This is a genomic window from Parasutterella secunda, assembly GCF_024733725.1.
Taxonomy (GTDB): domain Bacteria; phylum Pseudomonadota; class Gammaproteobacteria; order Burkholderiales; family Burkholderiaceae_F; genus Aphodousia; species Aphodousia faecalis.
The window spans coordinates 112,751-125,828 of the sequence record NZ_JANRHP010000002.1; the positions used below are offsets into that span (position 1 = coordinate 112,751).

The window sequence follows — 13,078 nt, forward strand, 5'->3', positions numbered from 1 at the left end:
GTATTTTGTTTGTTAAGTTTTGGAAAATGTTCAATTATTTCATGTTTTTCCCTCTTTCTCCACCTCTTTGATAAGTGACTCTTTCAAATGACTGCTGAGAGTATCACAGGGGGCAAACGGAGGCAGGTTTTAGTTCAGGGATTTTCCTGTGGGCAGAAAGCCTAAAGAGTAGGATACTTAGCACCGTGAGAAAATTGCCATTAAGAGTAGTACTCTCACGTGCTTTTAACCCTATACAAGGAAATTTCCCATGTCTTTACTTGAATGGTTGGCTGTAGCCGTTACGATTGTGACGGTTTACGCTTTGATTAAACGCTATGAAACGCGTTTGGTGCTTTTTACCGCTGGTTTTGTGCTTTGCTTGGTGTCCTTGGATCCAATTAGTGCCTTGAATTCGTTTGCTAAGTCTATGACCAACAATTCGTTGGTGATGAACATCTGCTCTTCGATGGGTTTTGCTTTTATTGCCAGTTACACCCAATGCGACCGCAGTCTTGTTCACTATTTAGCTTCTCCGATCCGCGGTTTGGGTGTTCTCCTGATCCCGATCTGCACGATCGTGACCTTCTTCATTAACATTGCTCTTCCGTCTGCTGCCGGTTGTGCTGCTGCTGTTGGTTCTACTTTGATTCCGGTGATGTTGCGAGCCGGTATTAAACCTGCCGCTGCCGCAGCCGCTGTGATGGGCGGTACGATTGGCTCTTTCCTTTCTCCCGGCACATCCCACAATGCGTTCGTAGCAGCTATGGCCAACATCGAAGTCATGGAATTCATTGGCTTCCATGCTGTATGGTCTATTATTTCCGCTTCGATCGTTGTTGTCGGTATCCTTCTGGTTTGCCTGGTTTTGGGAGACCATAAGGGTAGCAAGACTGAGACAGCTCAAGCTGTTGCTCAAACAGATGATGACGGCTTTAAGCCCAGTGTTCTAAAGGCAATCATGACGCTCATCCCGATCACGATCCTCGTTGTTGGTAACGTTTGGGTTCCCGCTATCAAGATGGGTGTGGCTCAAGCCATGGTCTTGGGTGCCGTCATTACTTTGTTGGTCGCTTATGCTATGGACCGTACCAATCCTCAAGAATTCTCCAAGAAATTCTTCAACGGTATGGGTCAAGGCTACGCTGATGTGATGGGTATCATCATCGCCGCTGGTGTGTTCGCTGCCGGTTTGCGTGCTACCGGTTTGATTGATACGTTCGTTGACGTATTGAAGCATTCAAATGACATCGCCCGTTGGGGCGGTTCCCTTGGTCCGTGGATCATGGGTACGATTACTGGTTCCGGTGACGCTGCCACGATGGCCTTCAACGAAGCTGTGACGCCGCATGCTCCTGAATTTGGCATGGAAGTTAAAGCTCTAGGTGCCCTAGCCTTCTTAACGGGTGCTTTGGGTCGTACGATGAGTCCGATCGCTGGTGCTATGGTTGTTGTCGCCGGTATCGCTATGGCTAACCCGATGGACGTCGTCAAACGCACCGCACCGGGTTGCACGATTGCTGTTTTCGTATTGGCTTTGTTTATGGTCTAGTCAGAACGGCTAAAGTTAGCAAAGTTTGAGAAAGGGGTTACAGAAGTCCCGTTATCAGAAGGGACGCTGTAATCCCTTTTTATTTAAACAAAAAAATTTCTAACTCAAAAAAAACAGGCCTTTTTGCAAAGAAATAAGGAGTGTCGAATAGGTCTAAAGAAGACTTTGACAACACTCCCAAATTAGTCAGAAATAAAGTGCAATAATCGATGTGCCGCCGATTGAGAAGAGGGTGACGGCGTCCCTCGCAGATTATTGAACGCTTTCTTTGACGCGGGCAAGGAAATCGCTGAAAATTCGCTTCATTTCTTCGTGATCCGGCCACATATTTTCTGGATGCCATTGCACGGCAACGATAGATGCACCCTCCGTGCCCTCTATACCTTCAATGACTCCATCGTGGGCGACGGCTGTAACCTTCAGTCCCTTGCCCAGATCTTTGACGGCCTGATGATGGCGTGAATTAACCTGAGCCGTTTCCCCAAGCGTTTCAAATAAAGAAGAACCTTCGGTCAGGCGTACTTCGTGCACTGGGTAGTTCCCAAGCGCTAATTGTGAGTGTTGGATATAAGAATCGGAGCACTGAGTCGTCAAATCTTGCCAAACAGTTCCTCCGAAAGCGATATTGATCACTTGGCAACCGCGACAGATGCCGAGCATGGGCTTACCTGCAGCATGGGCGGCTTTGGCCATGCCGAGCTCGAAAACATCGCGTTTGTAGTTTGTGCGGCCGAGTGCACGAACAGGTTGCTGACCGAAAAATCTCGGATCCACATCAGGCCCACCCGGAATAATCAAACCATCAAAAAGGTCAACAAAGTCTTCCGGAGTAGCGTTATGAACATCAGCAAGAATGATGGGAATCGCGCCGAGCTCGTCAATCACCTCCACCAACTGACGCGGTGCAAAAGGAGCGAGTTTGTGATTGATGACGTGGGAAATTTGTGGCAACGTATCGGCCGTAATGGCAATGCGCATCTTCTTCATCATAGTTTCCTTTCTTGGTAAACCTTGAAGGTCAATCTGTCTATGTTTTGTTGGCGTAAAACCAGTTTCGCAGTTTATCACCAATCTTTTGCAGAAAAGAGAGATAGTCAGAAGAGCCGTGAAGATTCTAAAGTTTCTGAACTTTTTCGATACAATCAGAACTCCATCTGACGTTTGCCGGATCGTCCCTATGCTTCTTGCTTTACTTTGTTTGTACATCTTTTTGTTAATTGTTTTGAGTGTGTATCGCTCTAAACAAACAAAAGAACAAAATGCTCGAAATTTTTTAACGGCAAGTGGCAGCGCCAGCGCCATACTCTGTGCCTTATCTTTGGTTAGTACCATCATCGGCGGCTCTGCCACGCTCGGTATTGGTGCTTTGGCTCAAAAGATCGGAACAGCTGCTTTTTGGTGGCTGGGGGTCGGTGCAATTGGGCTCTTTTTGCACGGTTTGTGGATCGCCCGTGCGATTCGTTCAACAGGAGCTTGTACTTTACCCGATGTATTGGGGCGTCTTGTGGGCAACGGTGCCAAGCGTTGGAGTGCTTTTATTATCGTGGTGAGTTGGGTAGGGGTGGTTGCTGCTCAATTCACGGCGCTTCGGACTTTATTGACAGATATTCTGCCCTCATCACAAGGGGAAGTGCTTTATTTACTTCTGACGGTGGCCATCGTGTTACACACGGCTTTTGGCGGACAAAAAGCTGTTCTTCGTACAGATGCCATGCAGACAGCTCTTTTAACCGGTGGGTTTGTCTCGGCAGCCCTTTGGTGCCTGACAAGCTCCAGTGTCGACTGGGGCGCAATTGATCCGATTCCTTTTAATGATTCGTTTGGTGCTTGGGATTGGCTGAAGCTTGCTCTTTTGGTGGGCGTCACTTATATGGTCGGTCCTGATATTTTTTCAAGAACGTTTGCCGCATCCTCTAGCCGCTCGGCCTCATTGGGAGCATGGGTGGGATCCGCACTTTTATTGGTTTTTGCCGTCATTATTACGTTTTTGGCAATGAGCAATTTGTCGGCATCCAACCCCTTGTCTGGATGGCTTTCCGATGCCTCTGTTATGCCCTCTTTTATTAAAGTGGCTCTGGCGCTGGGGCTGGTAAGCGCTTTAGCGGGATCGGCTGACACGGTTTTATTGTCTGCAGCGGGTATTGTAGAAAAGGATCTTCTTGATGGGGACCAATCATCACGGTTGCGCCGCTTGATCGCATTGTTTGGTTTTGGAGCGGTTTTACTGACTTATCAATCCTCGGACATCATCGGCTGGCTCTTATATGCGTACGCTCTATTTGTGCCGGGGGTTGCAGTGCCCCTTTTGGTACTGCTCTTAAAGAAACAGGGTTCGGTCAATAAACGTATCTGGCTTGTCGGAGCTATTATTGGCGGCGCTTTGGGGCTTGCAGGGAATTTAACGGGCTGGCCACTCGCCATCGTGGGAGTGGTTTTGTCTGCCATGTTTGCCTGGTTTTCCAAGACGAGTCAGATGGAAAATCCATCTGTGATCCCGAAAAGAGAAAATTCGTTAAAATGAGCGCCTGGCAAAGTCCGCCACGACGATCGCGGGAACCATTGGTTCACGAGGAAAGTCCGGACTCCACAGAGCACCGTAGCAGCTAACGGCTGCCTGCCGCAAGGTACGGATTAGAGCAACAGAGACGAGCCGGCGTTAGGGTCGGGTGAAACGGGCAATCTCTACGGGGAGCAACATCAAATAGGCAACCGCTGATCCTGCTCGGGGAGGTTGCGGGTAGATGGCTTGAGGCAAGGCGCGAGTTTTGTCCTAGATGAATGATTGTCGGTCGAGGATGCTTTTTCTCGAAACATAATCCGGCTTATCGGTGGGCTTTGTCTTTCCTGTCTTTTTTCAAAAACGCATTCTTTTGCCTTTAGGCTAAAAAATCTTTCCCGTTCTTATACCGTCCGTTGTTGGGTGGAGTAGGATTATCGACGCTAAAAACGTTTGATTCAATCAAACCTAAAAGATCAACGATCTCTCGTTAGGTCGCACGCGGATGAAGGTATCGGTCAATGCTTTCATCCGCGTTTTTTTGAAAAAATCCCCGAAAGGTGAAACCTTTCGGGGCAAGTGGCGGCAAGGTGCCCATCGCCGCCTTTTTCAGAGAAAGAAAATAATTAGGCTACAGGAATGATCGGAATAATTTTCGGACCTTTCCCGGCATCTTTTTTAGCCATGCGCTTCATCCAGCAATACATACCGTAGAGGATGCCAAGAGCAATCACTATGCAGACGATTGAATAGACTGGTGCAGCGGCAAAGTTAGCCACACGGTAAAAGATGGTGGCGGCAGAGTAGCCGAGCGCCAATGTCCAAGCGCACGCAAAAACTGTCCATTTTGTTCCTACTTCACGATAGATTGCAGCAACAGCGGCTACACACGGGACGTAAAGCAGGACCATCAGGAGATAGGCAAAGACCGCGGAACTTGAACCAAACAAAGTTTTGATCGTGTCAATTGTGCCAAGGGATACGCCTTGCTCCTCAGCGGCAGAAGCTTGATCCGAGAGATCATCAACGCGAATACCCAGGGGATCGGATAACGCTCCGGCTAAACCGGCGAAGTTTTCACCAATTGTGCCGACCGCTTCAGCGAAGGTATCCGAGAGAGAGAATCCTCCTTCTTCAGCAGGCTCATCACCGGTTGCAGCAGCTTCTTCGTGGACCTTGTCAACGGCCAATGTGTCGTAGAGCGAATTAAGCGTACCGACTACCGCTTCTTTGGCGAAAATGCCGGTAAACACACCGACGGCGGCCGGCCAGTTCTCTTCCTGAATGCCCATGGGTTCAAAGACCGGAACAATGGTTTTGCCGACTTGCGAGAGAACCGATTTTTCACTGTCTTCATTACCGAAGGAGCCGTCTGTGCCCATAGAATTTAAGAATGCCAGACATGCCACGATAACAACAATCACCTTACCGGCACGGAACATAAAGGTGCGGACACGATCCCAGGTGCGAAGCATTACACCCTTGAGAGTCGGGATGTGGTACGGCGGCATTTCCATGACAAAAGCGCTGGCAGCGCCGGGAAGAGCCGTACGTTTTAAGAGATAACCCGTCAAGATGGCAGCGGCAATGCCGATGAGATAGAGACCAAAGACCAGGTTTTGACCGTTTGTCGGCCAGAAAGCTGTGGCAAAGAGAACGTATACCGGAAGGCGTGCGCCACAGCTCATAAACGGTGTCATCATGACGGTGATGATGCGGTCACTGGCGCGGTCCATTGTGCGTGTGGCCATGATAGCGGGCACGTTGCAGCCGAATCCGACTAAAAGCGGAACAAAGGCTTTGCCCGGAAGTCCGAGCGCACGCATCAGGCGGTCCATGACGAATGCGGCACGGGCCATGTACCCTGATTCTTCCAAAATGGCTAAGAACAGGAACATGAAAAAGACAACCGGAATGAAGGTGGAAATGGTTTGCAGACCACCGCCGATACCGTTAGACAGAAAGACTGTGAGCCACTCAGGCGTTCCCCAAGAGGCAAGAAGTTGTCCCAGACCGTCCACAAAGATGCCGCCCACTAAAATATCGAAAAAGTCGATGAAGACAGCGCCGAAATTTTGGGTAAAGAGGAAGGTCAGGTACATGATCAATAAAAAGATCGGCAACCCCATCCAACGGTTCAAGATGATGCGGTCGATACGGTCGGTCAAGGTACCCGTGATATCGCCTTCGCGGACCACCACTTTTTCAGCGATTTGGGAGACTAACTCGTAGCGGGCATTAGTGATTTCAATATCGGTGTTGCCTTCAAAATGCTGATCTGTTTCTTGGACAACTTGATGCACTTTTTCGAGATTAATACCTTCGAACTTATCCTCAATGCCCGGAACATGTTCAAGAAACTGTATGGCAAACCAGCGGCCGTTTTCTTTAAGTCCCAATTGAGCGGAAATGAGATCTGCGGCCTTTTCAATCACTTCGTCATATTGAACGGTAACGCGTGTTGTGACAGGCGCATCAAGAAACTTCACCAGAGCCTTCTTAAGGTCTTCGATACCTTTGTTACGGTTGGCAACAAGACCGATAACTGGGCAACCCAGTTGTTTTTCTAAGGCATCCAAATCCAGTTTGATTTTGTGTTGTTTAGCAATATCGAGCATGTTGACGACAACGATCATCGGTACATGCATTTCAATTAGCTGACTGGTGAGGTAAAGGTTACGTTCGAGGTTAGAGGCATCGACAATATTAACGACTACTTGTGCTTGACCGCTTAAGAGATAATCGCGAGCGACGATTTCATCTTCGCCAGAGACGGATGTCGGGGTCACTGAATAAATACCAGGCAAGTCTACAACTTCAATATCGTGGCCTTCGAAGGAGAAATTTCCGGTCTTTTTATCAACAGTGACGCCCGGCCAGTTACCGACACGTTGTCGAGAACCGGTGAGAGCATTAAATAACGTTGTTTTGCCGCAATTGGGATTGCCGATAAGGCTGATGATATGTTGACTCATTACTGCAAACTCCTTCATTAACCGATCGGGTCGATATCAAGGATTTCAGCCTCGTCTTTGCGAACGGTGATGAGGCAGCCGCGAATGCGGATTTCAATAGGGTCGCCGAGTGGAGCAACGCGGACGACTTCAAGAGCGCTTCCCGGTGTAACACCTAGCATCAGTAAGCGTCTGCGGTATTCAGGGGTCGAAGTGGTCATGGATTTCACACGACCCTTAGCTCCGATCGCCATGTCTTTCAATTGCATATTCCGATTCCTTTTAATAGACAAAGATCTTTTTGGCCGTTTCGTAGTTGACACCAATTCTGGCGTCACCGATTGCCAAGAGAAGGGGTTCGTTTAGTGCGCGTTGTAAAACACGTATCGTTCCGCCCTGATGCAGTCCCAATTGCGACAGTTTTTCCTGTTCGGAAACATCAAGCTTCATTCGAACAACTGTCACATTGGTCATCAGGTCCGATTCGGTTAGAGGATGAATTTGAGACATAGTTTTTTTCATGATCATGGCACCTGCGTCCGGGATTGGACGCCAGATCTAAGTCGCAATCGTAATAGGAATTAATCTCAATATCAAGAGTGAATTAGGTTATTTTATCTATGAATTAACTGAAGTTTTTTCTTTAGAAATTTGTATAAATCTATATAAAACAAATAGATAAATTAAATAGAAATAATTATTAATAGTGTTTTAATGAAATTAATTATTGTCCTAGCTGACGATTTTTAAAGATTAAAAAATACACTAGGAAATGGATAACTATATTGATAAATAAAGAAATTATTCTTAGATGTAAGCAGAAGTAGTTATTGAATTGAAGGATAAATAAGAATAAAATTACGAAATAAGAACTATTCTCATTAAAGGAAATAGCATGAACTCATTTAAAAAGTCTTCTTTTGCTGTGGCTTTGATGGTGGCTGTGGGTTCAGCCCAAGCGGCTTCCGTTGAAGTATATGGTACGGTTGATACCGGTCTGCTCTATACGCATGAGTCAAGCGATTCAAAAGATAATAATAAAAAAATCCACGAAAGTGCAGACAACTGGGGTGTGGCCAGTGGAACGAATACGGCCAGTGTGATCGGGATCCGTGGTATGGAAAATATCTCCGATGATCTTTCTGTCGGTTTTGTGTTGGAAAACAGTTTCAATTCCGATGACGGCTCTTTTGCTGAAGAAAATACGCTTTTTGACAAAGAGGCTCAGTTATTTGTTACTTCGTCTTTTGGAACGGTGAGCCTTGGGCGTATGGGAGCGCTGACAGCCGGTGAAGGAACCTATGACATCTTTATGGTCAACGGGGATGCCATGGACGGTGGCTATGCTGACTACATAGGTGCTGGTTACTGGATGGATCGCGGTATTTATGACAACATGATCTCTTTCCAATCACCTGAGTTCGCCGGTATTACTGCCTTCGCCCAATATTCTTTCGGTACCTCGGGCGACGATATGATGCCATCACGCGATAAGGAACGTTATGCGGCTTTGGGAGCCACGTTTAGCACCGGAAATTTCTCGGCGGTGGCTGTCGTGGATACCGTGATGAAAAACCGTCAGACAGTTACCGGTTACGACAAGGCGATTGATGATGCGATGGCTTTTAGCATTGGTGCCAATTATGACATGGGCTTCATGAAGCCTTTCATCGGTTTCCAATACGGCCAGCATGAACAAATGATCGGTGGCGTTCCCGGGGTTGAAACGGACGAAACAGAAAGCTATGTGGGTGATCTTGACGGTTATGCCGTGGCTGTGGGCTCCGCCTTCCCTATTTGGGGCGGTGAATTGCAGGTTTCTGTTTACTACGCCGATGGAGACGGGAAAGCTTACGGCTACTACCAAGACGAGACGACTCAATCACCTGAAGTTTCCAAGATGAATGTGAAGCGGTATGGTGTGGCACTATTCCACAATTATGAATTGAGCAAACGCACGAGTCTGTATGCTGGCATCGGTTACGACTATCAGGAGTACGACGAAAGCGATGTGAATTCAAGCGAAAAAGAACACTTTGAGCAAGACAGCGTTCAAGTAGGTGTCGGTCTCGTTCATAACTTCTAATTCGGTCACCTCGAACGAGGCTAAAAATAAAAATGCCACTCGAAATCAAAAATCCGAGTGGCATTTTCCGTTAATGAGCTGAATCATTGGCGGCTTTAATTTTCAATTCGCCCCTCAAAGTCACATCACGAATTGTGTAGGGGATTGAAATATTTTCCTGATTAAAGCGTTCAAGGATTTCCTTCATAATCGTTGAACGTAAAACAGAGGTGCCGTTTTCTGGATCTTTTACCCAGAAACTTAATTTCAGATTGATTCCGTCATTGCCGAAACCGGAAACCACAGCCCACGGTTGGGGCGTTTCCAAAATTCGAGCTTGTTTTTTGGCGATATCAACCAAAATTGCCAATGCGCGGTTAACGTCACATTCGTAACCGATACTTGTTTCAACGGTCGCAACAGAGGCTCTGTCTGTGAACGTGAAATTTTTTACGTTTTGGGTGACAAAGGTTTCATTCGGAATAATCATCTCTTCTCCTGAAAAATTTCTCAGGACTGAGTAACGAGTTTTAATTTGAGTGATTTTTCCATTAAAACCACCGACTTCCACTGTATCGCCAATTTTGACCGAATGGTCGAAAAGAATAATGAAGCCAGAAATGTAGTTGGAGGCGATTTTTTGCAACCCAAAGCCCAGGCCAACGCCGATTGCACCACCGAAGACACTCAAAATGGTTAAATCCAAGCCTACGGAAGATAGCGATATCAAAATGGCGATGGCTATGAAAGCGATGTGGATGAGGCGTGATAAGACAATTTTGAGATTGTTGTCGATATCTTTTGCTGAATAAAGGGCGCTATCGCATAGGCCTGAGAGCCACTGAGCAATCAAAACAGACACAATGACAGTGATAATGCCCACAACAAGAGCCCAAAGGGTCAGAGAATCAGGGCCGACGGGCAGATTGATTTCTCGCATGGCTTGGATAAATTTCGGCAATACACCGACAATTTCCAAGACCGCCAGAATCCAAAAGAGGATATAAAGCGGTTTTTTAATTTGCAGCAAAACGCTATCGGGCGCAATAAAAGCGCCGAATACCTGAATTAAAAATACCAACAGTGCCCAGGCGTAAAAGATTTGGTAACCGACATGAATGAGATTGAAGTTATTATCTGTTAACAATCCCATATCAGAGATTGTGCTGGCACCAAGAGAGAGAAATAGCGCTGCAAAAATAGAGAAGAAAAGTTTTCGTGTCAGTTCTAACGAAAATCGGCAAAGTTTGTGACTGATCGTTTCTTTGGAGAAGTTTTCTTCCCAAGTAGCCACTTTTTGACTGCAAACTCGTGCGACAAAATAAGACAACAAGACTGCAACGACAATAGCCAACACTTGATACCAAAAAGCGCTTTGGGTTAATTCTCGGGCTAAAAAATCAATGATGCTGCCCACAAAGACCATCATGTGTTGCATAGATACTTCTTGCATTTTGTTTATTCTCAAAACAGTCACTATGAGCCTAGTCTAGCGAAGCTTTTAATTAATTCAAGGAAAATGTGAACCGTTTGGTGACAGAGTGTAGCTGTAGCCAAAAGGCTATTTTTGGGGGTTATTTTTTTGTTTTGGCCCCTGTATCATAAGGGAGGAATTTTTAGCGCTTATGCTTTAAACAAAGGATTGGTTATGCAAAATCTTGACAAAATCATGAAACCTCGCGCTATTGCGGTCATTGGCGCATCGACCAAGGCACACACGATTGGTTCGGACATTATGAAAAGGCTGCAGGAGTACGGCTTTAAAGGCAAGATCTATCCCGTCAATCCAAAGGGTGGGGTCATCGAAGGTTTGCAAGCTTATCCAACCGTATTGGATGTGCCGGGAGAAGTGGACTTGGCCATCGTGGTGGTTAACGCCAAATTTGTCCTCTCCACTATCGACCAGTGCCACGAAAAAGGAGTGGGCGGCTTATGTGTGATTAGTGCCGGTTTTAAGGAAACAGGAAAAGACGGGGCGGAACTGGAAAAGGCTCTGTTGGAGAAAGTTCGTGCCTATGGCATGCGCTGTGTCGGCCCGAATTGCTTAGGCGTGGTTAATACCCATCCGGATATTCGGATGGATGGTTGTTTTGCTGAAAGTTTGCCTGAGCGTGGTGGCATTGGTTTTGTGTCCCAATCCGGTGCGTTGGGCGGAGGTATTTTAAATATCCTCAAAGATTTGAATTTAGGTTTTGCCCAATTTATTTCCATTGGCAATCAGGCTGATGTCAACGCTGAAACCGCTATTGAATATTGGGAAAATGAAGACGATGTGAAGCAGATTTTGCTTTATATGGAATCCATTCAAAATCCTGCCAATTTCAGAACACTGGCAAGCCGCGTATCCAAGAAAAAACCGATTTTGGCGTTAAAAGCTGGTCGCAGTGCGGCTGGCGCCAGTGCCGCTTCTTCTCACACCGGTTCTTTGGCCGGAGCCGATAAGGCGGCTCACGCACTTTTAACGCAGTCTGGGGTGATCCGTGAATACTCATTGGAAAATCTCTTTGCAACGGCCAAGGTATTTGCCAATTGCCCGATTCCCAAAGGAGATCGAGTAGCCATTATTACCAATTCCGGCGGTCCCGGCATTATGGCAACAGATGCTGTTTGCGAATACGGTATGAAGATGGCGCCATTGTCGGAAGAAACGAAGGCTAAGTTGCGCGCATTCCTGCCGGCTGCCGCTTCGGTTAAAAACCCTGTCGACATGATTGCTTCGGCACCGATTGAACACTACAAGCAAACGCTTGAGACCGTTTTGGCTGATGACAATGTTGACATGGTCATCGTCATCTATTTGCCGTTCTTGGGCTTAAAGGATATTGATGTGGCTCGAGCGGTCATGGAAATTAAGGCTCAGCATCCTGAAAAGCCGATTGTCGGGGTCTTCATGACAAAGAGTGAGTTCTTCTCGCAATTGTCTGGCATGCAGGTAAATGTTCCGTTCTTTATGTATGCCGAGCAGGCAGCCGACGGTTTAAATCGACTCAATCAACAGCGTATTTGGGTTCAAAAGCCCTTGGGAACATGTCCTGAATTTACCGTGAATCGTGAACGCGCCCGCGAAATCATTATGCAAAGCGCCTCTCAGGGGCGTGAGCAATTAACGACTCGTGAAAGTATCGATGTGTTGGATGCGTACGGTATCCGTGTTTGTCGTTCAGGTTTTGCGGTCAATGAAGAGGAAGCCGTCGCCATCGCTGACAAAGTGGGCTACCCCGTTGTGATGAAGATGACCTCCAAGACGACCTCTCACAAGACGGATGTGGGCGGTGTTCGCGTCAACATTCAAAACGCCGATCAGTTACGAGCTCAATACCGTGATTTGATCGCCAAACTTAAGGAAAAGAACCTGCTTGAGGGTTTGGAAGGCGTGATTATCCAAGAAATGGTAAAGGGTAGCCGTGAAATGGTTTGCGGTGTTGCGACCGACCCGCAATACGGTCATATGGTTATGTTTGGTTTGGGTGGTGTTTTCATCGAAGTGATGAAAGACGTTACATTCCGCATGGCACCGCTTACCGATGTTGATGCCGATGAGATGATCCGTGGTGTCAAGGCTTATAAGCTGCTTGAAGGCGCACGCGGGACAACGCCGGCTCAAATGGATCAATTGCGGGAATGCCTATTGAGAATTTCTCAATTAGTGAAAGATTTCCCGGCTATCACGGAATTAGACATCAATCCTTTGATTATTAGTGAAAAGAACGGGGAAGGTATTGCCGTTGACGGTCGTATCAAGGTCAATTTAGAAAAACTCTAATCCGAGAGTGTGAGAAAGGGGCGCTTCGGCGCCCTTTTTTGTCGAAAAAACAGATCACAGCTGTCAAAACGTTTTTTAGTGCAAAACTAGTTGTTTTTAAGGATCAGAACAACAACATCATGTATGCAATAGCCTTTAGGCAAATTTCTCTGAAAAAAATAATGGAAATTCCTTGACTTAGTATTCATATCCTTTTAAATTTCCGTGTAAGAAAGTGGGAAAAAGTGGAGGTTTGTGCCTAAAAAGGTGCAAACTGCTTTTGTGTTTT

The 13,078-nt window shown here is 46.7% G+C and carries 9 protein-coding genes and 1 other RNA gene; 5 read left to right on the forward strand and 5 right to left on the reverse strand.

The genetic code is table 11. The annotated features are described in order from the left end of the window. Positions 1-250 precede the first annotated feature (250 nt). A complete protein-coding gene (gene dcuC, locus NW199_RS02420; RefSeq protein WP_258333530.1) occupies positions 251-1,531 on the forward strand; it encodes a C4-dicarboxylate transporter DcuC in 1,281 nt (426 codons plus the stop codon). A 252-nt stretch (positions 1,532-1,783) separates the two neighbouring features. Here the strand turns inward: dcuC and NW199_RS02425 are convergent, their stop codons facing one another. After that, a complete protein-coding gene (locus NW199_RS02425) occupies positions 1,784-2,521 on the reverse strand; it encodes a gamma-glutamyl-gamma-aminobutyrate hydrolase family protein (RefSeq protein ID WP_258333531.1) in 738 nt (245 codons plus the stop codon). Between the two features lie 187 nt (positions 2,522-2,708). On the opposite strand from NW199_RS02425, the gene NW199_RS02430 reads away from it, so the two are divergent. Together NW199_RS02430 and rnpB are read left to right on the forward strand one after the other, a co-directional pair. After that, positions 2,709-4,052: a sodium:solute symporter family protein gene (locus tag NW199_RS02430; RefSeq protein WP_258333532.1), complete on the forward strand. Its 1,344-nt coding sequence runs from the start codon at positions 2,709-2,711 to the stop codon at positions 4,050-4,052. A gap of 9 nt (positions 4,053-4,061) precedes the next feature. Continuing rightward, an RNA gene (gene rnpB / locus NW199_RS02435) (RNase P RNA component class A) lies at positions 4,062-4,372 on the forward strand. 282 nt (positions 4,373-4,654) lie between these two features. Here the strand turns inward: rnpB and feoB are convergent. The 3 genes from feoB to NW199_RS02450 are packed head-to-tail and all read right to left on the reverse strand — an operon-like array spanning position 4,655 to position 7,504. Further along, positions 4,655-7,003, reverse strand: coding sequence for a Fe(2+) transporter permease subunit FeoB (gene feoB / locus NW199_RS02440; protein ID WP_258333533.1), 2,349 nt, complete (start codon positions 7,001-7,003; stop codon positions 4,655-4,657). A gap of 17 nt (positions 7,004-7,020) precedes the next feature. Then, entirely contained in the window at positions 7,021-7,251 is a 231-nt protein-coding gene (locus tag NW199_RS02445) for a FeoA family protein (RefSeq protein ID WP_022472891.1), read from the reverse strand. 13 nt (positions 7,252-7,264) lie between these two features. After that, complete coding sequence (locus NW199_RS02450) at positions 7,265-7,504, reverse strand: FeoA family protein (RefSeq protein ID WP_258333534.1); 240 nt, start codon at positions 7,502-7,504, stop codon at positions 7,265-7,267. A gap of 373 nt (positions 7,505-7,877) precedes the next feature. On the opposite strand from NW199_RS02450, the gene NW199_RS02455 reads away from it, so the two are divergent. Then, positions 7,878-9,068 (forward strand): porin, encoded by a 1,191-nt coding sequence (locus NW199_RS02455; RefSeq protein ID WP_258333535.1) that lies wholly within the window; start codon positions 7,878-7,880, stop codon positions 9,066-9,068. 70 nt (positions 9,069-9,138) lie between these two features. On the opposite strand, the gene NW199_RS02460 is transcribed toward NW199_RS02455, so the two are convergent. Beyond that, entirely contained in the window at positions 9,139-10,500 is a 1,362-nt protein-coding gene (locus NW199_RS02460; RefSeq protein WP_258333536.1) for a mechanosensitive ion channel family protein, read from the reverse strand. A gap of 195 nt (positions 10,501-10,695) precedes the next feature. On the opposite strand from NW199_RS02460, the gene NW199_RS02465 reads away from it, so the two are divergent. Further along, positions 10,696-12,810 (forward strand): acetate--CoA ligase family protein, encoded by a 2,115-nt coding sequence (locus tag NW199_RS02465; RefSeq protein WP_258333537.1) that lies wholly within the window; start codon positions 10,696-10,698, stop codon positions 12,808-12,810. Positions 12,811-13,078 lie beyond the last annotated feature (268 nt).

Coding starts and splice junctions, on each gene's coding strand:
- NW199_RS02465 (WP_258333537.1), top strand. CDS start 10,696: ATGCAAAATCTTGACAAAATCATGAAACCTCGCGCTATTGCGGTCATT.
- NW199_RS02430 (WP_258333532.1), top strand. CDS start 2,709: ATGCTTCTTGCTTTACTTTGTTTGTACATCTTTTTGTTAATTGTTTTG.
- NW199_RS02425 (WP_258333531.1), bottom strand. CDS start 2,521: ATGATGAAGAAGATGCGCATTGCCATTACGGCCGATACGTTGCCACAA.
- feoB (WP_258333533.1), bottom strand. CDS start 7,003: ATGAGTCAACATATCATCAGCCTTATCGGCAATCCCAATTGCGGCAAA.
- NW199_RS02460 (WP_258333536.1), bottom strand. CDS start 10,500: ATGCAAGAAGTATCTATGCAACACATGATGGTCTTTGTGGGCAGCATC.
- NW199_RS02455 (WP_258333535.1), top strand. CDS start 7,878: ATGAACTCATTTAAAAAGTCTTCTTTTGCTGTGGCTTTGATGGTGGCT.
- dcuC (WP_258333530.1), top strand. CDS start 251: ATGTCTTTACTTGAATGGTTGGCTGTAGCCGTTACGATTGTGACGGTT.
- NW199_RS02450 (WP_258333534.1), bottom strand. CDS start 7,504: ATGAAAAAAACTATGTCTCAAATTCATCCTCTAACCGAATCGGACCTG.
- NW199_RS02445 (WP_022472891.1), bottom strand. CDS start 7,251: ATGCAATTGAAAGACATGGCGATCGGAGCTAAGGGTCGTGTGAAATCC.